General features: G+C 47.6%; 16 protein-coding genes. 9 read left to right on the forward strand and 7 right to left on the reverse strand.

Going from position 1 to position 20,448, the window contains the following annotated elements:
* The 5 genes from WCK19_RS11150 to WCK19_RS11170 all read left to right on the forward strand — a co-directional run.
* A partial coding sequence (locus WCK19_RS11150) for a hypothetical protein (protein WP_342397456.1) occupies positions 1-1,558 on the forward strand: 1,558 nt, incomplete at its 5' end.
* A 359-nt stretch (positions 1,559-1,917) separates the two neighbouring features.
* The gene (locus WCK19_RS11155; protein ID WP_342397457.1) at positions 1,918-2,850 is read left to right on the forward strand and encodes a hypothetical protein; all 933 of its coding nucleotides are present in this window, start codon (positions 1,918-1,920) and stop codon (positions 2,848-2,850) included.
* A gap of 319 nt (positions 2,851-3,169) precedes the next feature.
* The gene (locus tag WCK19_RS11160; RefSeq protein WP_342397458.1) at positions 3,170-3,595 is read left to right on the forward strand and encodes a septum formation initiator family protein; all 426 of its coding nucleotides are present in this window, start codon (positions 3,170-3,172) and stop codon (positions 3,593-3,595) included.
* A 28-nt stretch (positions 3,596-3,623) separates the two neighbouring features.
* Complete coding sequence (locus WCK19_RS11165) at positions 3,624-4,229, forward strand: sulfite oxidase-like oxidoreductase (protein WP_342397459.1); 606 nt, start codon at positions 3,624-3,626, stop codon at positions 4,227-4,229.
* 2 nt (positions 4,230-4,231) lie between these two features.
* The gene (locus tag WCK19_RS11170; RefSeq protein ID WP_342397460.1) at positions 4,232-4,921 is read left to right on the forward strand and encodes a class I SAM-dependent methyltransferase; all 690 of its coding nucleotides are present in this window, start codon (positions 4,232-4,234) and stop codon (positions 4,919-4,921) included.
* A gap of 60 nt (positions 4,922-4,981) precedes the next feature.
* Here WCK19_RS11170 and WCK19_RS11175 read toward each other — a convergent pair whose 3' ends face one another.
* The 7 genes from WCK19_RS11175 to WCK19_RS11205 form a co-directional block, all read right to left on the reverse strand.
* Complete coding sequence (locus WCK19_RS11175) at positions 4,982-5,530, reverse strand: GNAT family N-acetyltransferase (RefSeq protein ID WP_342397461.1); 549 nt, start codon at positions 5,528-5,530, stop codon at positions 4,982-4,984.
* A 44-nt stretch (positions 5,531-5,574) separates the two neighbouring features.
* Positions 5,575-6,075: a GNAT family protein gene (locus WCK19_RS11180; RefSeq protein WP_342397462.1), complete on the reverse strand. Its 501-nt coding sequence runs from the start codon at positions 6,073-6,075 to the stop codon at positions 5,575-5,577.
* Between the two features lie 160 nt (positions 6,076-6,235).
* Complete coding sequence (locus WCK19_RS11185) at positions 6,236-7,177, reverse strand: A24 family peptidase (protein WP_342397463.1); 942 nt, start codon at positions 7,175-7,177, stop codon at positions 6,236-6,238.
* Positions 7,117-8,025, reverse strand: coding sequence for a shikimate dehydrogenase (gene aroE, locus WCK19_RS11190; protein WP_342397464.1), 909 nt, complete (start codon positions 8,023-8,025; stop codon positions 7,117-7,119). Before aroE ends, WCK19_RS11185 begins: the two co-directional genes overlap by 61 nt.
* Positions 8,026-8,164: 139 nt before the next feature.
* The gene (gene mltG / locus WCK19_RS11195; RefSeq protein ID WP_342397465.1) at positions 8,165-9,226 is read right to left on the reverse strand and encodes an endolytic transglycosylase MltG; all 1,062 of its coding nucleotides are present in this window, start codon (positions 9,224-9,226) and stop codon (positions 8,165-8,167) included.
* 183 nt (positions 9,227-9,409) lie between these two features.
* The gene (locus WCK19_RS11200) at positions 9,410-10,504 is read right to left on the reverse strand and encodes an ABC transporter ATP-binding protein (RefSeq protein ID WP_342397466.1); all 1,095 of its coding nucleotides are present in this window, start codon (positions 10,502-10,504) and stop codon (positions 9,410-9,412) included.
* 578 nt (positions 10,505-11,082) lie between these two features.
* Positions 11,083-12,882 carry an ABC transporter ATP-binding protein gene (locus tag WCK19_RS11205; RefSeq protein WP_342397467.1) on the reverse strand — a complete coding sequence of 600 codons (1,800 nt, stop codon included), beginning with the start codon at positions 12,880-12,882 and terminating at the stop codon, positions 11,083-11,085.
* Positions 12,883-13,171: 289 nt separating this feature from the next.
* Here WCK19_RS11205 and WCK19_RS11210 point away from each other — a divergent pair, with 289 nt between their 5' ends.
* Genes WCK19_RS11210 through WCK19_RS11225 form a run of 4 tightly spaced genes read left to right on the forward strand, consistent with a single transcriptional unit; the run spans position 13,172 to position 20,440 of the window.
* Positions 13,172-14,110 carry a hypothetical protein gene (locus tag WCK19_RS11210; protein ID WP_342397468.1) on the forward strand — a complete coding sequence of 313 codons (939 nt, stop codon included), beginning with the start codon at positions 13,172-13,174 and terminating at the stop codon, positions 14,108-14,110.
* A gap of 56 nt (positions 14,111-14,166) precedes the next feature.
* Positions 14,167-16,092 (forward strand): DNA repair protein RecN, encoded by a 1,926-nt coding sequence (recN, locus tag WCK19_RS11215; RefSeq protein WP_342397469.1) that lies wholly within the window; start codon positions 14,167-14,169, stop codon positions 16,090-16,092.
* Positions 16,089-19,301 carry an O-antigen ligase family protein gene (locus WCK19_RS11220; protein WP_342397470.1) on the forward strand — a complete coding sequence of 1,071 codons (3,213 nt, stop codon included), beginning with the start codon at positions 16,089-16,091 and terminating at the stop codon, positions 19,299-19,301. The genes recN and WCK19_RS11220 overlap by 4 nt, the downstream gene beginning before the upstream one ends.
* Complete coding sequence (locus WCK19_RS11225) at positions 19,298-20,440, forward strand: MraY family glycosyltransferase (RefSeq protein ID WP_342397471.1); 1,143 nt, start codon at positions 19,298-19,300, stop codon at positions 20,438-20,440. The genes WCK19_RS11220 and WCK19_RS11225 overlap by 4 nt, the downstream gene beginning before the upstream one ends.
* The last annotated feature ends 8 nt before the right edge of the window (positions 20,441-20,448 follow it).

The following is a 20,448-nucleotide window of genomic DNA, read 5'->3' on the forward strand; positions in this document are numbered from 1 at the left end:
AATAGAATCGGCGGCAGAAGAAGTTGTAGAGCCTGAGCTAGAAGCGGAAGTAGAAGCGGCAGAAGAAGTTGTAGAGCTTGAGCTAGAAGCGGAAGTAGAATCGGCGGAAGAAGTTGTAGAGCCTGAGCTAGAAGCGGAAGTAGAATCGGTTGAACTTACAGAGGAAGAAGCTTTTTTTGCAGAGTTAGAGCGAGAAATAGCCGCGGAAAAGGCGGAAGCCGCGAGGTTGGCTTTGGAAGCGGCAGAACTGGCAGAGTTAGAGCGACAAATAGCGGTTATAACGGTGAAGTCGGAAGAAGTTGTAGAGCCTGAGCTAGAACCGGAAATAGAAGCGGTAGCTCTGATAGAACCTGAGCTAGGGTCGAGAGTTGCAGCAGTGGAAGAAGCTGCAACGCTAGAACCAGAAGTAGCGGCAGAAGAAATTTTAACTCATGAGCTAGAAGTAGAAGCGGCAAGTAACGAACCGATTATAGAACTGGATGATGCTGACCTATATGAAGCGTTGGCGAAAAACGCTTCGGAAATCGCTCCAACGGTAGTGGAAAAACTGTCTGTGCCTACCTTAGAGCCGCTGATGAGCGCAAATATCGCGCCCGAAACGAAACCGTTGGAGATTAAGAATGCTACACCGATACTAAATAGCTTGCCTTTGCCTTACAATAGCAACGCCAGCGAGCTAAAAACTAAAACTACTAGGGTTGCTCAAATTGAGGTGCCGCTCGTTCTGCAACATCCGGGTGTAACTGAAGTTGAAAAGCCCGAACAAAAAGCTAAGTACAAATTGCGCTCGTTATCGCTGTTTATTAAAATTCTCATCCTGTTATCTGCGATTATATTGTTGATATTGCTGGTAAGCTTCTCAAAAGCGCCGATTAATACGGTAAGGCTAGTTCCCAATACCCCTGCCCCCGCCAATTCATCCATTACTACACTGGTAAGCAGTTTAAATATACAAGCTTCTACTAATGATGTCTCGCAACCGCATCTAGGGCAAGAGCTTATAACCACTTTGCCAGTTTTATTCAGGGATAGCTTCACGCCTAACTACAACCCCAAATGGAAAATGTTCGATAACAAGTGGAACGTAGTAAACGGCATATTCAAGACAATAGATAATCGCCCCGGTACGCTGCTGCTAGATATAGGTGCGGTTCAGAATTATGAATTAGCGCTGGTTACGGAATCATTCGCCCTTACCAAATCGCTTGGAATATACTTCGAGGTAAACGGCGAACCTACTAATGGGACGCTCGCCGCTTCCAAAAGCTATATCAGCATTTCTTTCTTTAACTGTTCGTTATATGATATAAATACCAAAATTGATGGCAAACCAGCTTTATCCACCAGCGTTACAACAAACTATACTTATTGTAACGAGGATACACGTTATGCCAAACCCATCATAATTCAGATTAAAGCTAATGCCCTTTATATTTATACCAGCAACAATAATTACAAATTGTTCAAAACAGATTTGCCTCCGGGAGTTACCGTTGGTAAAATCGGAATAGTATCGGGTGGAGTTGGTATATCCGATATTCGAATTATCGGACTGTAAAATAAGAGATATGTCGAGGGTGAAACCCTCTCGCACAAATACGCCCGTGTTTGGGCGGCTTAATGTTTGGGGCGGATGTAGGAAATACCGACTTTATAACTGCACTAGGCAATATTTTAAAGATTCAGTTTTTTCCCCAACATTATGATAAAATAAACTACATCCTAGAGAGTATGCTTGCGCCCAATGGAATTGGACAAATAGAAGGAAAGAGTAACCCTTAACCCGAATAAAATCTTAAAAGTGTCAGAGTCGGTCACCTCAATTTCAGGTTCTTTTTTTTACTTTTAGAGAAAGTCTTGTATAATTGTCCCGGTTCTTGCTGCAAAAGGAAACAATCCTTTCTAGTTGGAGGATATATGAGTGAAGATGCCAAAACGGAAGTTAATAATTTAAAAGAGAAGCCTGAGGATACTGAATCTGAACAACTAAATGCAGTAACTGAAGTTCTTGAGGATGCAAGTCTAGATCAGTTAAAGTTAATTGATTTGGATGGCGCGGTCGAAGCGGATCAAACCCCCGATGAAGCGGAAGATGTGCCTGAAAAGCAGGTAGTAATTACGGAACAGGAAGCAACCCAACCTGTTACCAAATTAACTGCTTCTAAGGAAGAAAAAATAAATGAGGCTACTTCGACTGAAAAGTTGGTGAGCCAAGTTGTAAAAAAATCAGAAGTTACACAAGCCAACTCCCCTAAACAGCAAGAGGCGGCTACCGATAATAAGCAAGACAAAAAAGTTAGCATCGGTGAAGAAACGAACGGAAACAAGGTTAATAATATTGTAGCGGAGGTAAAACCCAAGATGATTGATTCCAGTCTCAACCAAAACCTGAACGGAAATGATGATCTCGAACAGGATGCGCAAGCTAGTCGCGATAAGGAGATAGAAACCTTACGTGGTATTATTTATGGCTCGCAGCAACGAGAAGCTGAGCGACGCTTCAAGGTCTTTGATGCGCGGCTCGAAGCTATTTACGAAGAGTTTCGGACATCTGCCTCCAGACAGCAAGATGCACAGGCAGCGTTAGAAAATAATTACAACTCTTTGGAAGAGCGCACCAAGCAGGATTTTGAAGCCCTCGAAGCCCGCTTGCAGAGCTATCGCCGCGAATTGCTGGAAAAAATCAGCATTATTGAGCGGCACTTGCAGGAAGGTATCAACACCTTGCGGCGTGACCTTAGCGCACAGGTTGAAACGCTCTTTTTTGAAAAGCTCAACACCAAAGATATCGGCAACCTGTTGATTGAAATGGGCGTGCGGCTTCGCAAAGAGCAAACCGGAGATAACTAGACTGCGCCAATAATTTAATCTTAAGTTTCCGGAGGGCTGGTTATTAGCTATAACCAAAGTATTAGCCAGCCCTTTCCTGTTACTTTTATGTGCTATTTCTCGCCTATCGTTGTACATAATTGCTCAACCCAAACTAAGACACCTCTAGTTTTCGCCTGTTGTCATTTGCTTTCCCCTTTTGAAATTCAAGATTGTGACAAGAAAACCTGATAGCCAATTAAAAATTTAATAATATTTTTCCCGTTGACATAATCAACCTATAACCCTAAAATGGGCGTACTGGCAAACTCATCATTAATGCAGGTAAAAGGCAAGTAAAATGACCCGACTAAGCCCCCTAGTAGCTAAACTGAGTTCGCGGTTAATTATCATCGGGCTGCTCGTAGTGGCTTTCGCTTTCGTGGCAATTTATATCGGTCAATCCTTCCGCATCCGCGAGATGCGCGAACAGAGCGACCAAAAGAAAGCGGAATTGGCTTTATACGAAGAGCGTAACACGCAACTCAAGCAGCAACTTGAATTTTTACAGGGACCGGGGTACATGCTTTACGTAGAATTGGTAGCAAGGCAAGCATTGGGTCTAGCTAGACCCGATGAGACTGTAATATTACCTGTGCAGCAGGGCGCTAACGGAGCGGCGATTCGTCCCGGTCAGGCTCCTGTAGGGCAAAAGGTAAATGCCCCTCCTCTGGAGCAGAAAAGCAAAACCGGTTGGGATAGTTGGTGGAGCTTTTTCTTTGGCTAAAGTTTTAAATCGGAGGTTTTAAAAATAAATGGCTTTTCAATTCTTTAAAAAATCTGACCCGGATATGTCAAAGCGCGTACCTCCGGGTCAGTCTCTTACCAATAGCTTCCCGGTTCTGCACTATGGTCCGGTTCCCTTTACCGATTTGGCAAAGTGGGATTTTAAAATATTCGGTACTGTCGAAGAACCGCTACGCTTTAGTTGGGATGAAATTATGGCGTTGCCACAGAGTGAAATCACTACCGATATTCACTGTGTAACGCGCTGGAGTAAGCTTGATACGGTTTGGACGGGCGTGTTGGTCAAAGATTTGATGAAAAACGTCAAGCTAAAACCTGAATCCTACTTTGTATTGGCGCATGCCGAACACGGCTTTACTGCCAATATACCGCTCGAAGTCTTTCTTGATGACGATGTGATGCTGGCGCATAGCTTCGACCGCAAGCCGCTCGCCCGCGACCATGGCTACCCCTTGCGCTTGCTCGTTCCCAAGAAATATTTCTGGAAAAGCGCGAAATGGTTGCGCGGTTTGGAGTTTATGACTGAGGATAAGCTCGGTTTCTGGGAGCGAAACGGTTACAGCAACAGTGCCGACCCGTGGAAAGAAGAACGCTACAGCGGTGATAACTGGTAGGAATGCTTAAAACGCTATTGCTACCTATCCGGTTTATGCGCCTGCTAGTCTTGCGCTTACTTAGGTTGGCGTTTCAGGCGCTATATTATCCGCTTGCCCCCTTGTACGATAAAATCGCCGAAACCGCTTTTCTTGGTCAGTGGGCTAAATGGCAGCGGGCGGTTTTGCCGCGCTTGGTTGGTAAGCAAGTGCTTGACCTTGGTTGTGGAACCGGCACGTTATACCTCGAACTGCTAAAATGGGGCTGTACTACAATCGGTGTAGATGCCAGTGCGCCGATGCTGAAACAGGCACATCGCAAGATAAGTGCGGCTGGCAAAACTCCGGCTCTCGCGCTTGCCAAAGCCCATAAACTACCCTTTCCAGATGAGACTTTTACATCAGTGGTGTGTACCTTTCCTACTTCTTATATAAGGGAACCTAATGCTCTCTTGGAAGTCGTGCGGGTGCTATATCCGGGCGGTAAGCTGATTATTTTAGATACTGCCCAACTGCGCCCCTTTAATCGGCGCGCTCGCTTCCTATTGTGGTTCTATACGCGAGCGCTAGGCTTCGGAGGCAGACCTTCCGATAATACGGGTTACGCTCGCTTTGATTTGCTATTGCGTGAGGTTGGGTTGTTGCGGCGTGATGAGATGTTCGAGGATGAGCAAGGTGAGGCTCATATAATAGTTGCCATCAAACTGTGGTAGAGAAAAGAGAGGTTGGTAACTCTCTTCGGGTTTTGCCTGAAATCTTTCTTAAAACATGCGTTATTGTTGGGGCGCACGCCACGGAATAGAACGGTAGAGCAATAAATCATACTGCTTATTGTCACCTGAACTTTGAACCTGCGTTCCCGCTTCTACAAAACCAAACTGTCGGTAAAAAGCACGCGCACCGTAATTATTTTCCCACACCGTCAGCCATATTGTGTCGAAGCCCCTGTTTTCGGCTTCTTTCAACAGCGATTGCAACAAGGCGGCTCCCACCCCCATACCGGTCAGTTCTCGCCGCACATACAGCCGCACTAATTCAGCCGGACGTTGGCAATTGATTTTGACGGTTGGGTAGTTGGCGCGTAATTTGGCATATCCAACCGGTCCTTGTTTGACTTCTGCCAGAAGAAAAAACTGGTGTGGGTTAGCGAGTTCGTTGCGACGCTTATCACTGTCTAAACAAGCCTCATAATAGGCTTCTTTATCTTGTGAGCTACCACCTGCTGCCGCGATTTCAGCAAGGCTGCGGTTGCTCAGTTCTCCAACCAAATCGGCATCGGCATGGGAAGCCAGCCGAATGTTTAATTTTTTGTTTTGTCCCATTGGTCTGGATTTTCTGCATAAAAGTACTCATGATTAGCGTAAGACTATGCGTTATACTCCTGTCGCAATAACGACATAATTATCAATGATTCAAAACACTCGCCGGTTTTTACACACTCGCGGAGGATGCCTTCCTCCACAAAGCCCTGTGCCAAATAAACCCGACGCGCTCTTTCGTTATTGCTTTTTACATCCAGCCAAAGGCGATGCACACTCAGTTGCTTAAACGCTAGTCTCTTAACCTGCCTTAACACTTCTGTACCGTAGCCCTTACTTTTTTCTGTGACGACGATTCGACGAAGCTGTAAACTCAAGTCGGGACTATTAATATCTTGTAGAATAACGTACCCTATTTGTCGGTTTTCTGCTGTATTCTCTGCTACCAGATGCAAAAAGTCGGGATTTGTAAAAGTATCCAGATGTTGTTGCCTGCTCCACTGACCGATATAAGGGCTGTTATTTTCGTCCTGCTCCGCAGCCAAAACGAACTCAAGGTCGCTTTCCAGAGTAGGGCGCAGCCTTAGATTACTAGCAGTATCTGTCATCGCTTTCTCCTTTTGAGTTTAATTACACAACGCAGTACCACGTCAAGTTGGATAACGTATCTTTCTCTAAGTTCGCGTTTGTACAAAATAGAACATTGATAGGCAAATAGACAGAAGTTGGCATCTATGTGTTTTCAGCGATTAACATGGTATGACTAAATTAACTCACCTGCACGCCGAGTATATTGAGCATAAAGCGGAAGATTATTTCAAAAAGTAAGCCAAGCAAATCGGTGAGTATGCCTAAAGGTCCCCAACGCCAGACACTTTCGCCGAATATTATCGAGAGCATAGTAGCAAGGCATAGGGTAGTGCCGTATGGAATGAATTCCCGCCTCCCCTTTTTGTGGAGGAGCATCACTAACCCTGCGGCGATTCCATTAAGTACCGCGCCCATAAAAAGGGCGGCAACCGAACTGGGAAAGCCGAGTATAAAGCCCATTAGGGCTGCCAGCAGTACATCGCCAAAACCTAACGCCCTGACTCGATATATCGCGATTGCCAGCCAATAGAGCATTTGGAAAGTCACGCCACAGAAAAGTGCGCCCAATATCCCGCTTCCGATTCCGTCCGGCAATAGCTTGTCTTGGTGTGAACCGCTTAGGATGCCGGTTAGGATTGCCACTAAACAGCCGAGATAAATCATGGCGGGAAATATCAGTCGGTGACGCAGGTCAATTGCGCCGACCACCACCATTAAAGTAATATAGAAGGCGTTAATAGCATAAATATAGAGCGGGGCATTCTGAAAACGCGCCCATGCAGCGACAAAGCATGCGACCAGTAACAATTCGAGTAGCGGGAAGCGGAGCGGCAATTTCTTACCGCAGTGGCGGCAAATGCCTTTTTGGAGAAAAAAGCCGAACAGTGGGAAATGGTCATACCAGTGTAGAGGTTCGCCCCCCTTCATACAGCGCAGGGGGGCAAAAAGCGCACGCTCTTCAATCGGGAAGCGATTAGCCACAATATTGGCTACCCAACCTGCGCCTAATCCGGCGAGACCGCACACTATGTAAGCCAGAATCTCCAAATTGAGCCTGTTTACTGTGAAGCTTGTACCGCCGCGAACATAACCTCGCGGGGTGCGGGCAAGCCCGTCCAAAGTTCAAAACTGAGCGCACCTTGATATACCAACATAGTGGTACCGTCTATCAGGTGTTGCGCTTTCTCGCTACGAGCTTGCTTCAGGAACGGGGTATCTCCATAAACCAAATCAAAGAAATAGGTCAATCTATCGGGATGATGCCCACTCAATTGCCACGCGGTAAAGGGGAAAGGTTTATCCTTATCTTCGGGTTTTAAGCCAAAAGAAGTGGTATTCACAATCAAGTTGCGGGGGTTGCGGTTGGGGGGCCAGCCCGCCGAGTCAAACGGCAAGGGGAAAATATGACAATTAGGGAACTGTTCCGTGAAATGGTCGGATAGCTCGGCGGCGCGTTCGATAGTGCGGTTTGCTATCGAGATTTCTATCGCGCCCGCTCTTGCCAATGCGTAAACTATCGCACGAGCTGCCCCTCCAGCACCAAGCACCATAGCCCTAATACCAGCTACTTCGCAACCTTCCTCTTTCAGGGCTTGCAGGAAGCCTCCCACGTCAGTATTGTGTCCTGCTAGGTATTGGTCTTCATGTAGGAACAAAGTATTTGCTGCGCCCACATCGCCCGCTTCTGGAGTTCCGGTTTCCAGATGGGCAAGCACACTTTCCTTATGTGGGATGGTAACGTTTAAGCCCAGAAAATCCTGACTCTTCATTTCTTGCAGAAAAGTTGCCAAATTTTCCGGCGCTACTTCCCATTTTTCATAGCGATGCGGTAAGTTGTAATATTCGAAAGCAGCGTTCTGGAATTGGGGCGAACGCGAGTGGCTGACGGGATACCCGATGACACCGACCGGGCGGGGTGTTCCATCAGCACGATAAAGACGTTTGGTTGTTTCCGGCATCTGGGTCATTTGCTCACCTAATGTTTCAGCTTTAGGGCTTTCGTTTCGAGAAAAGGGCTTACATCCTTTGTCTCTATCCCGGAGATATTTTTACTGTTCCGGGCGAAAGTCCTGATGTTTTTTATAATTTCGGTTTTTCCATGTATGGTTAATTGCTATACTTCTTTACTTTAGCAGCGTGTTCTTCGTAAGTGCGTGAGAAATCATGTGTGCCTTCCTTATCACCTGTAGCCACAAAATAATAATAATCGGTGGTTGCAGGTTCGGTGGCGGCGCTGAGTGAAGCCAAGCCCGGATTACAGATTGGTCCGGGTGGTAAAGCCTTTGCTTTGTAAGTATTATAGGGCGAGTCTATTTCAAGGTCTTTGAGTGCAGGTTTATCCCACCATTTGCTAAAATTCAGATTAGTTCGGGCGTTTTCGGTGTCACGCGCCCACTGAGCGGTGGGGTCGGATTGTAACATCATGCTCTTGTTAAGGCGATTGTAAAACACGCTGGCAATTATCGGGCGTTCGGGCGCTACTACCGCTTCACGTTCTATCAGCGAAGCCATTGTTACTACTTTGTAGATGCCGATACCAGCACGCGCCTTGTCGCGCAAGGTTGCGTTATATTGGTCGCCGAAGCGTTTGAGCATCATAATGATAATGTCATCTTCGGTATAACTGGCGGGTATGCGGTACGTATCGGGAAACAGGAAACCTTCTACCGAAGCGCCGGGTGGCTTATCGTCCAGAAAGCCAAACTGGTAATCGCCTTTTTTGACAAGCTGGCTAAACTTTTCTTTGTTCCAGCCTTTTTCTTCAAGACGGGTGGCAATTTGTTCCAATCGCCAGCCTTCCGGGATAGTGACTTGCCGTTCTACCAGACGGGCGCTGGTGATAGTTTCGAGGATTTCATCCATCGTCATATCACGCCGTAGGTAGAAATAGCCTGATTGCATGCGTTCTTCTGCGCCTAACATACGGGCGCGTACTCTGAAGACAAAGGTATTACGCACCAACTTGGCATCGTATAAATCCCCAGTAACTTGGCTGAAACTCTCACCAACGTTGATGTTAAAAGGTACTACATCAGCACTGGCGCTTGGGCGTGAGCCTACTTCCATAAAGAAATATACGCCGAAGCCGGCTATTACCACCACCACTATCATTATTAGACCGAAAATGATTTTGAGGGTTACGCCGGATAGCCGGGAGATGATATTCAAGCCACGTCTCCTTTAATTGTAAGTCTGCTAATTGTAACAAACCGTGAATCAAAGGGCAAGCCGTGAAAAAGAGGTGTTACTACACGGTTTTGACGAGTTGAGAATTAGGGTATCCTCAACACGATTTTACCAAAGCTTAGCGGTGTGTTCCGTTCGCTTTGATAAGTTCAAATACTCGGTCAATTACAGGCTTCTCTGCTCCTTGCCGTAGCGCAAACATGCTACTAGATGGTGAGGGTCGGCTTCTTCTTCAGAAAGTGGTACTGGCATGCCGGTATTGTCACGCTTAAAAGTGCGTGGAGTTAGCGGTGGGGATACCTTGTGACATTCCTCAACTCTTTCGGCACACCAGCGATAGAAAACGCAGCCGGGTTGCTTGGCGGCGGCTAGTTGGGCAACTGCCGCATCCTTACTTTGAAAGCTCAGGCTGCTGGCTTCTGATTCCATAGTTGAAAGAACCGGGTCATTTTCCCGAAAATGCTCATATTCAGACAAGGCTTGCGCCGGGTCGAGGGCTGCGCCGGGCAATGGGCTGGGGGAAGGGTTAATTTCAAGTAAGGTGCGGGTGTAGGGGTGTGCGGAAAACTCAAATAGGCGTTCGGTTGGCACGATTTCCATGATACGCCCGCCAAACATTATGGCGGTACGCCCTTTAGCGGCGAAGTAGCGCACCATAGAAAGATTATGAGAGATAAATAGGAAAGCAGTACCAAACTTGCGCCCGACTTCCAACATTTTATTCAGAATTTCAGTACGGGTATTCAAATCTAGATTGCTGACTGGTTCATCTGCTACCACAAGGCGGGGGCGGGTGGCAAGAGCGCGAGCGATGGCGTAGCGTTGCCGTTGTCCACCGCTTATTTGATTTGGGTAACGGCTCAAAAATTCTTCGGGGATACCGAACTTGTCAATTAGTTCATTGGCAAAGGCGCGTGCTTCTGCTTTCCCATCTGCTCCGGAATAGCGATCTACCATCTCGTACAGTAAGTTGTCCAAACGATTTTTGGCAATTTGGTTCATCCCGCTGAAATTATCTTCGGAGATAAAGCGAAGGTAGCGACGCGCCTTGTTGACTTCGGCTTCGCTCAGCCCGCTCAAGGGCTTACCCATGAACATTACAACGCCACGATCTGGTTTATCCAGTCCGGCAATGATTCTACCTAGAGCGCTTTTGCCGCTACCGCTTTCTCCGGTTAAGCCGAGGATTTCTCCTTCGTTGATTTCCAGTGAAACACCGTTGAGAGCGGGAATCCGCTTACCTCCAGAGAGAATATTCAATATTCCTTCATCGGAAGCATAGCTCTTATAAAGATTTTTTGTTGCAAGTAGGAGAGATGTGTTATCAGGCATAAAAATTATTTAATGTATTTTGGTACTAAAGTAATGTTTTTCGTAATGTTTCTTTGCTAAATTAAGAGTGTCAGTAAATAAAAGAGCGTGAATGTAATGTAACAAACGCAATTGTAGTCCTAACCGTCACACTAACGTTTTTATTCAAATCTGTCATAGCAACTATCTAAATTACGTCGTTATTAGTCGCAACATCGTCTTATTAAAAATTGGCACATATGTAGCACTACGTTTTACTACAGCTTTAGCACCGTCATACTCAAAATCGCATAACGTCATAGCAATTAATGAAGTAACGTCACACCCACCAACCTAGTCATTATATATTCTTAGTCAAGTCGCAGCACAAATCTAGCTATATCTAATTCGGTCACAGCAATGTCCTAGTCTTTCACGCTCTTTTATTTTACTGTAAAATTAATATTCTATCTCCATAACTTTTTTCCTGTATTTTTCCCACGCATTCTTCATAGCCTCTCCTAGTTTCCAGAGAGGCTTTTTTATTTTCATTCGTCCTGAAAATTACGGGTATAGAGGCGGTAATACAAACCTTGTCGCTCTATCAAATTTTCATGTGTGCCTTCTTCCACCAGTTCGCCTTTATCCATCACCACTATTTTATCTGCCTTCTCGATAGTGGTAAGACGGTGTGCAATCACAATGGTGGTGCGGTCTTTCATCAAGCGGTCAAGCGCATCTTGCACTAGGCTCTCGCTCTCATTATCCAGCGAGCTGGTGGCTTCATCCAGAATCAGGATACGAGGGTTGCGTAGGATGGCTCGGGCAATGGCGATGCGCTGGCGTTGACCCCCTGATAGTTTTACCCCTCTTTCCCCTACCAGCGTTTCATAGCCGTCAGGTAATTTCTCAATAAACTGGTGAGCGTTAGCCCCTCGCGCCGCTTCTTCGATTTCTGCGCGGTTCGCTTCTAATCGTCCATAAGCAATGTTCTGAAAAATGGTAGCGCCGAATAATACAGGTTCTTGCGGTACTATCCCGATTTGTTCGCGCAAGCTTTTCAGCGTTACGTCCCGAATATCATGTCCATCCAGCGTGATACGCCCCGCTTTTGGGTCATAGAAGCGCGGTATCAGGTTGGCGATAGTGGTTTTACCCGCGCCGCTTGGTCCAACCAACGCTACCACTTGCCCTTGTTTTGCTTCAAAACTTACCCCGCGTAATACACTGCTGCGCTCGTCATAATCGAAAAAGACTTCCTCAAAGCGCATGTCTCCTGTGCCTTGTGTTAGCGGTTTTGCGTTCGGCAAATTGGTTACAGCGGCGGGCTCATCAAGTAGATTGAAGATACGTTCTGCTCCACCCAACGCTTTCTGGAACTCGCTGAATAGCCCGGTAAGTGTGCCGATGGGACCGGCTACTACGCCCATATAAATCAGGATTGAAACCAGTTCGCCGGGAGTCAGATGTCCATCCAACACCTGCTGACCGCCAAACCACAGCACTACAATAATGGCGCTGAAACTCAGGAAGGTAATCAACGCCACAAAACCGCTCTGCAAACGGATACGGCGCATGGCAGCGGCGTACACCAGACCGATTCCGCTCTTGTAGCGGTCTATTTCGTAGTTCTCACGGGTAAAAGCCATCACGGTTTTTTGGTTGCTGATAGTCTCTTCTAGAATCGTGGTGGTCTCACCTAGATGCTTCTGCACTTCATTAGAATGAAAGCGGATGCGCTTGCCCACAGTTATAGCAACGACAGTTAGTATCGGTATTAACGCCAATATAAGCAGCGTCATGCGCCAATCTCGCGTGACAATCATGACAATCGCGCCTATTAAAGTCAGAAGGCTTTGCGCTGCGCTTATCAAATTGGTAGTGACGGCGTTCTGAACCATCGTCACATCATTGGTTAGGCGGCTCATAAGTTCGCCGGTGCGCCGTTCGTTGAAGAAGCCGAGTGATAGAGTTTGCAGGTGACTGTAGAGCTTTACCCGTAGGTCGTTGACGATACGCTCACCCGCGTTGTTTAGCAGATAACTTTGCAGGAAGATGAAAAACGCTTGAAAGGCGAATACCAGCAGCAGAATCATAGTGATGTTGTTAAGACCGTTGCGATCGGCTTTAACAAAAACGGTATCTATCAAACTGCCAGCCATTGCCGGTAATGCCAAACCCATCACACTCCCGATTAACATCGCAATCGCTGCTACCACCAACCACAGCCAATATGGTTTGGCGAAAGCCAGCAAGCGTAGCAGTTCGTTACGCTGGGGGCGTGGGCGCGTCTGTGCTTTTCTATCCACTATATCGCGCAACTCGCGCTTTTCTATTCTTGTTGCCATTTTTTTATCAGGTTTCTATCTAAATTTTCTTAATAAGGTCATTTTAATATGCTAAGTTTCAATATTATATGCTGATACCGATTTTGAGAGGGCAAAAGCACATATAGATTACGTATAGGTGGCGTGGAAGTTTCTAATTCGTCTTGAAAAAAGATTCAGTTTTGGCTAGACCTAAATGCTAACCCCGCTGAATTGCGATTAGTTAACTCAGGCTTTATAATCAATACCTGTCGTAAGCCTCGCATATCAGAACGCAGCTATTGAGAAGAGGGGGGACTACCGCAAACCGATGAAGATTGCTGAAGCGGTTACAGTTGGTGCAGTTGATATTGGCAGTAATACGGTACATCTTGTTATAGCTCGCACCGATGGCACCGAAATCGAAATTCTGGAAGACCAGAAAGAAATGGCGCGTCTTGGAGATGACGTAAGCTATCACGGTGAAATTTCGTCCTCTAAGCTGGAATTAACCATGAACCTTCTAAAAAACTATCGCCAGCTTTCCGAGAACCGCAACGCCCATTTGGTAGTGACTGGAACCGAGCCGTTACGCGCTGCTCGCAATTCTATCAAATTGGTGCAACGCGCCCGCGAAGAACTCGGCATTAATATCAATGTGCTATCGCAGCCCGAAGAAGCAATCCTCAGCTTTAGGGGCGCAACTTTCAATATGCATTTGCCCTCTCACTTTGTGATGGCGGATGTGGGCGGTGGTAGTACCGAAATTGTGGTGGTGAATTTCCACCAAATTCAATCTATAATCAAGTTGCCGGTTGGTTCAATCAAGTTGCGTGCTTTGTGCAACGCTGGAGACCCTCTGACGCAGGCGCAAGTGCATGCTGCCCAGTTCAAGCTCGGTGAGATATTCGGAGCCGCCCAATGGCCCCATCTGCCGCTTGGTCCTAATTTCGGGATAGTGGCGGGCGGGAATGCCAAAGCTATTACCCGCCTTTTCAATCGTGGGCGACGCGGTGAGTTTTTACGCTCCCCCGAACTATTGGGAGCGGTTAACCTAGCGATGTCCAAGTCATCCGAGCAAATCACGCAGGAATATAACCTCGTAGCCAGCCGCGCCCAAACTTTTTCTACTGGCGCGCTGATAATCCATGCGATTATGGATAAATTCAAGCTGAATAGTATGTTGGTAAGCCGTTACGGAATCCGCGAGGGGCTATTGCTTTCATACGCGCATTTCCATGAGGGCTGGCGAGATTCGCTGGCGTTATGATAAAATGTAAACGCTTTATTAGAAAACGCGTTCGGAATTTAGAGTAATATACATATATGCTGGTAGAGCTAAATATCTCCAATTTTGCCATAATAGATTCCCTCTCGTTGCGTTTTTCGCCCGGTTTTAATACGCTTACTGGGGAGACGGGCGCGGGCAAATCTATCATCATTGACGCGGTGGGCGCAATTCTTGGCGCGAAAACGGGCGCAGAATTTATTCGGCATGGGCAGAATCAGGCGCGGGTAGAAGGCTACTACGAGTTGGCAATGTCCGACAAAATGCTTGAGGATGAGCGATTTCGCCACTTGCTGGAATTGCTACAGCGTGAAAATCTGCTGGAAGATGAACATTATGCACACCAAACCCTTCGCCTAAACCTTAGCCGTGAAGTGAATCTGAGCGGGCGTTCGGTTTGCCGAATCAACGGTAGTTCGGTACGGCAGGACATACTGCGCGAGGTAGGCGAAGCGTTGGTGGATATTCACGGTCAAACCGAGCATATCTCACTATTGCGCGTCAGCGAACATCTGGAATTGCTCGACCAATATGCGGGGGTGATTCAACGGCGTGTCCGTTTGAGCGAACTGGTGGGGCAATTACGCACTGTTCGGCGCGACATCAACGGGATGCAGCGAGATGAGCGCGCGATAGCTCGGCGGGTTGACTTGCTTAAATTTCAGCTTGAAGAGCTTGATGCGGCACGCCTCCAGCCCGGCGAAGAAGAAGAAATGCTCAAGCAGCGGCAGATTCTGAACAGTGCGGAAAAACTGACTGCCGTTTCCGATCGCGCCTATAAATTGCTGTACGAAGGCTTTGAAGAAGGCGGCGATGAAGGCGGTTATGGCAAGCGTGGGCGTGGTGGCGGAATGGCTGTACACGCGGCTTTGGCTGAAATCGAGCGTTTGCTGAGCGATTTGCTGAAGTTTGAGGCTGAGGTCGGCAAACACCTTGAAACGGTGCAGGAAGCCGCCATTAAATTGGAGGATGTAGCGCATGCCATGCGTGATTTCCGTGACCGAGTGGAATACGACCCCAAACGCTTGGAGGGTATTGAAGAGCGGCTTGAAATGATTCGCGCCCTCAAGCGCAAATACGGCAACGGTATTTCCGAAATACTGGCATACCGTCAGAAAGCCGCTATCGAACTGGAACAAATTGCACACAGCGATGAGCGGTTAGTAGAGTTGCAGGTGCAAGAACAAGAACTGTTGCAACAAATTGGGACGTTGGCGGGTGAAATCTCGAAAATTCGCCGCACCTCTGCCGACAAACTGGCGCAAGAAGTGGAGCAATCGCTACGTGATTTGAAGCTGTTACGCGCCCGTTTTGAGGTCAATATTACTCAGAAGGAAGACCCCTCTGGCGCGCCCGTAACGCTTCTCGATGGACGCAAAGGGCTTTTTGCTTTTGACGGGCATGGCGTTGACCGAGTGGAATTTTATGTCTCTCTTAACCCCGGTGAGCCTCCCAAACCGCTTCAGAAGGTTGCCAGCGGTGGTGAAACCAGCCGCCTGATGTTGGCGCTCAAATCTATTCTGGCAAGCGCAGATTCTGTTCCCACCCTGATTTTTGATGAGGTGGACGTAGGCGTGGGTGGGCGTAGCGGTCAAGTGGTGGGCGAAAAGCTGTGGCAACTTACCAACTCAAACAATCATCAGGTAATTTGCATTACTCACTTGCCACAGATTGCCGCTTTTGGTGATTCGCACTTCAATATATTGAAAAAGGTAGTAGAAGATCGCACGCTTACCACTGTACGGCAGCTAGAATACGAAGCTATTATCGAAGAATTAGCTGCGATGCTAGGCGGGTTGCCTGTCAGCGATTCTATGCGTAACAGCGCCATCGAAATGCTGAAGGATGTGAAGGGCTGGAAAGATGCGGTGCATAACGGCACGCTCGAACAATTTTTGGCGCACCGCCATTCCAATCAAGCTACCGGACAGGGGCAATTGTGGGAGGAACTTAAGACTATATGACAAGGCGCGTAATCCAGGTTTGCAATGTGGTGATGGAAATTACCTGGCTTCTGGCGTTGGTGTCAATTCCGCTTTATTTTAACATCTATACCAGCCGCGTCTTTGAGCCTGACAAAATCGCGCTTTTTCGTTCTTTAGTGTTGGTAATAGGCGTGGCGTGGTTGCTCAAAGTGGTGGCGTTGCGTGCCTCCGTGAATGTAACTGTTGCGACTCGCGCTAATCCACGCCGGGCTTCTCGACCCATCCACGAGGAATTTCTGCCAGATGGTGATGTAATCGGATCTGACAACCGTCCTTTGTTTCGCCGTATTGCCACGCGCCCCCTTGTACTGCCTGCTTATATCCTGACTTTTGCCTATATCTCTGCCACCCTCATTTCGGTAGTTCCCGGTGTCAGCTTATGGGGCAGCTACGACCGTTTAGAGGGTACTTATACCTTTTTAAGCTACGTGGTGTTTTTCCTTGCTATAGTCTTTAATCTGCGCGAACGCCGCCAACTAGAGCGCATTATCAGCTTTATCTTGCTAACTAACGTGCCTGTTAGTATTTATGGGGTGATGCAGCACTACAAAGCCGACCCGCTACCGTGGCAAGGTGATACTACTTTCCGTGTTACCAGCACGATGGGCAACGCTATCTTTATATCGGCTTACCTTATAATGGTAGTACCAATCGTGGTGTATCGTATCCTTACCACCGGGCGTTGGTTGTTGGAGAACCGCTCCACCTCAAGCCGTTCTATTAACGGACGCGCTCGAAATGTTGCCTTTAGTTGGTTTGGGCTTTACGCTTTTTTCTTTATCTTTGAGTTGGGCTTGTTCTATGTCATTCTCAACCTGAACGCTAACTACCGCCCTGAAACCACCGGAGCATCACAGAATTCTACACAGCAGTTGATTGACCAAGCCGGAGTTGCTGCCGGAAATTCCAATCAACTTGTGGGTGGTACTTCTATTGGACCAATTTGGTCATTCCCATTGGCGTTGCTGCTTAGTTTTGGTATATTCTTCCTGTTTACGGTTAAGCGCAAGGATACCGATAATAATTTTCTGTTTCGGCTGGCGGAATTTGGTTGTTATATTTTGCTGCTCGGCTTGGTAATCGCGGTAATCGTATTTAGTAAAAGTCGTGGACCGCTTGCCGGTATGCTTGTCGGCTTGTATATTTTACCTCCGCTCCTATTCGCTATCTATAAGCGTTGGCGTTGGTTGGCGGGATGGTTGGGGATAGGGATAGTCGGTGGGGTATTGCTGCTGCTCTTTAACCTTCCGCAAGGCTCAACGCCGCTTGAGCCAGTATTTTCCACTCTTCGCAAGAACCCGGAAATTGCCCGGTTTGGCGAGTTTTTGCAAACAGAGGACGGCACAGGCAAGGTTAGGCGTTTAATCTGGCAGACCGATTTTGAATTGCTAGGCGATACTGCTGCCAAAGACCCCTTGAGATTGTTGCTTGGGCATGGACCCGAATCCATGTATTACATCTCACCACAATTTTATCAGCCGGAATTGGGCTGGTTTGAAGCCCGCAACGCTATCCCTGACCGTTCGCATAATGCCTATCTCGATGCGTTGGTGAATACCGGTATCTTTGGATTTGTGGCATATCTGGGATTTGTGCTGTTATTTTTCTATTACGGTGTAAAATTCTTGCGCCGTTCGCGCCGGTTTGAATACCGGGTTTTGCTGGCATGCCTTATGGCTGGCATGCTTTCACATCTGGTGGAAATATTTACCGGAATCCAAGTGGTCAGTAGCTTCATGATGTTTTTCCTGTTTGCCGGGTTGCTTGCAGTCTTGGGTGGGTTGGTGCAGGGTAGTTATGCCTCTAGCGTGGAAGCGGATGCGCCTACTCCGGTGGAGGAGAAGGTGGCTGAAAAGGTTGCGGCAAGCTCGAAACGCTCTCGTGGAGGTGACCGAGTCGTTGCGCCGGCGCGGGTCACTCCTGTTCGGGGTTCTTCGGCGGCTTCCGTGCAGGGCTATTTTGATACCGCTCTGCTAAACGTGCCGGAGACTAGCCTCAAGTCATGGTTCTGGACGGTAAGCGGGGCAGTTATTGTTCTTACCTTCTATTTTTCGGTTGTTATCAACTGGATGCCGCTAGTCGCCGATGTTGCTTTTAAGCAGGCGCAAAACCTGTTTTTCTCCAAACGCCCCGAAGAAGCCGCCCTTTATTACAAACAGGCTGCCAGCGCCGCTCCTACTGAAGACCGTTATGCGCTTTTTCTAGGACAAGCCTACATTGAGCTTGCCGATAAAGTTCGACAGGCTGAACAGCAAAAAAAGACCCCAAACCAACAAGCTGACCCGAATGCTCAAAACCAGATTCTTGGCTACCTGCATGCAACCGAAAGCGAACTGCTTCGCGCTCGCGACCTTGCCCCCCTCAATCCCGACCATTATTCCAACTTGGCGCGTATGTACGGTTCATGGGTGACTTATGAACCAGCAAAACGTAAAGAATTGGTTGCAAAACAGCTTGATTGGTACGATAAAACGATTGCATATGCCCCCCGCAATGTGAGGGTACGTTCGGAATATGCCATTGCCCTGATTAATTCCAGCCGTGCTGCCGATGGTACAGTTGATCAAGCAGTACAGGAACGCGCTATCAAGACAGGTGAGGAGTCGGTGAAAATAGACCGTTGTTACGACTTTGGGCGGTGGGTGCTGGGCGATATTTATCTTGGCGCGGGGCGCAATGATGATGCGGCAATCCAATTCGGCTACCTCTCCGACCTGAATCCAAAGGAATTAATCAATAACCAACGCTATTTGCAACGAATCCAGATTATGGCGCAAAGCAAACAAATTGATCAAGCGTTGATGGTTCAAACCCTGTTAAAGCCGCTTGCTTCTGTTGCAATCCAATCTTCTCAAATCGGGCAATTTACCAATTCTTGCTCGGAACTATCCAGACCCTATGTGACAACCCCTCCTATTGACTCGGATAAAGCCTATTATAATCAAACTGCCGGGATTTACCTGTTCCACCTTGAGCGGGTACAAGAGGCGGAACAACGTCTAATTGTGGCTAACCAGTTAGATGCTACCAGCACCTATACACACGCTTACCTTGCTGCAATCTACCAGAAAAGCGGGCGTACCGATCAGGCACAAAAAGAATACCAGAAGGCTTTAGACCTTTCGTCGCAAAACACCGACACAAAAGCGACAATTCAAGGCTTCCTATCCAACTATTTCAAGGCATGATGTATCAGCAGGCGACAACCCAGTCTGCCCCCGAAAATCCGGGCATGGCTTTTTATCTGGCTTTGTTCGTGGGGTCATTGTTGTTGGCGCTGCTGCTTACTCCTTTAGTGCGCCGGATTGCGCTAAAGTCCGAGATTGTAGATGCGCCCGGTCTTCGCAAGATACATAGCTCGCCCGTACCTTTATTAGGTGGGGTGGCAATCTACCTAGCCTTTACGCTGGTACTATTGGGTTTGACAAGCTGGATTCTGCCGTTTTATTTTTCGCAGTTAGTCGCAATTTTGTTTGGCGCAACTTTGATGAGTATTACTGGATTTCTGGATGACAAGTATGGCTTATCTCCTCTAGTAAAGCTGCTGGCGCAGTTAGGCGTGGGCTTGTGGCTGATTATTAGCGGTGTACAAATCGAGGTGTTTCGTGTTCCGGCAATAAATGTATTGATTACGTTGCTGTGGGTAGTGGCTATCACTAATGCCATGAATTTTCTGGACAATATGGATGGACTTTCAGGCGGCGTTAGCGTAATCGCCGCCGCATTTTTCTTTCTCTCCGCTTACCAGAGCGGGCAATGGTTGGTAGGGGCATTGGGAGCAACGCTGGCGGGTGCAAGCGCTGGTTTTGTTTATCATAATTTTGGGATATTCTCGCAGAAATCGCCTCACCAAATATTTATGGGCGATAGCGGTTCATTATTTATGGGCTTTTTGCTGGCGGCATGCGGCATCAAGTTGCGTTTTCCCAATACCGATTTTGTAACATGGATGGTTCCAGTGTTAATACTAGGTGTGCCGTTGTTTGACATAACACTTGTAACCTTATCGAGGCTCAGACGTAGGTTGCCCATAATGCGAGGCGGCAAAGACCACACTTCCCACCGTTTGGTTGTGTTGGGGCTGTCGAATCGCGAGGCGGTTTTGGTTATCTGGATGGCGAGCGGGGCGTTGGGCGTTGCTGCGCTGGTTATTATGGGTGCTTCAGTACGGGATGGTTATGTAGTGGGTGGCGTAGTGGCGGCGCTTGCCGGATGGGCGGTGTTGCGCCTTGAGCATGTCCCGTTGGTGAATACCAACCCGGCGGTAAAAGGAAGCGGCAAAGGCTTGAAAAATAATGCAGAAACGCCAAAGCCTAAAATAAAATAATTTAATCA

Source organism: Candidatus Chlorohelix sp., from assembly GCF_037138995.1.
Classification (GTDB): domain Bacteria; phylum Chloroflexota; class Chloroflexia; order Chloroheliales; family Chloroheliaceae; genus Chlorohelix.

Bases quoted from the DNA above. Each gene is read 5' to 3' on its own strand.
- WCK19_RS11155 (WP_342397457.1), top strand. From the start codon at position 1,918: ATGAGTGAAGATGCCAAAACGGAAGTTAATAATTTAAAAGAGAAGCCT.
- WCK19_RS11160 (WP_342397458.1), top strand. From the start codon at position 3,170: ATGACCCGACTAAGCCCCCTAGTAGCTAAACTGAGTTCGCGGTTAATT.
- WCK19_RS11165 (WP_342397459.1), top strand. From the start codon at position 3,624: ATGGCTTTTCAATTCTTTAAAAAATCTGACCCGGATATGTCAAAGCGC.
- WCK19_RS11170 (WP_342397460.1), top strand. From the start codon at position 4,232: ATGCTTAAAACGCTATTGCTACCTATCCGGTTTATGCGCCTGCTAGTC.
- WCK19_RS11175 (WP_342397461.1), bottom strand. From the start codon at position 5,530: ATGGGACAAAACAAAAAATTAAACATTCGGCTGGCTTCCCATGCCGAT.
- WCK19_RS11180 (WP_342397462.1), bottom strand. From the start codon at position 6,075: ATGACAGATACTGCTAGTAATCTAAGGCTGCGCCCTACTCTGGAAAGC.
- aroE (WP_342397464.1), bottom strand. From the start codon at position 8,025: ATGACCCAGATGCCGGAAACAACCAAACGTCTTTATCGTGCTGATGGA.
- WCK19_RS11205 (WP_342397467.1), bottom strand. From the start codon at position 12,882: ATGGCAACAAGAATAGAAAAGCGCGAGTTGCGCGATATAGTGGATAGA.
- WCK19_RS11210 (WP_342397468.1), top strand. From the start codon at position 13,172: ATGAAGATTGCTGAAGCGGTTACAGTTGGTGCAGTTGATATTGGCAGT.
- recN (WP_342397469.1), top strand. From the start codon at position 14,167: ATGCTGGTAGAGCTAAATATCTCCAATTTTGCCATAATAGATTCCCTC.
- WCK19_RS11220 (WP_342397470.1), top strand. From the start codon at position 16,089: ATGACAAGGCGCGTAATCCAGGTTTGCAATGTGGTGATGGAAATTACC.
- WCK19_RS11225 (WP_342397471.1), top strand. From the start codon at position 19,298: ATGATGTATCAGCAGGCGACAACCCAGTCTGCCCCCGAAAATCCGGGC.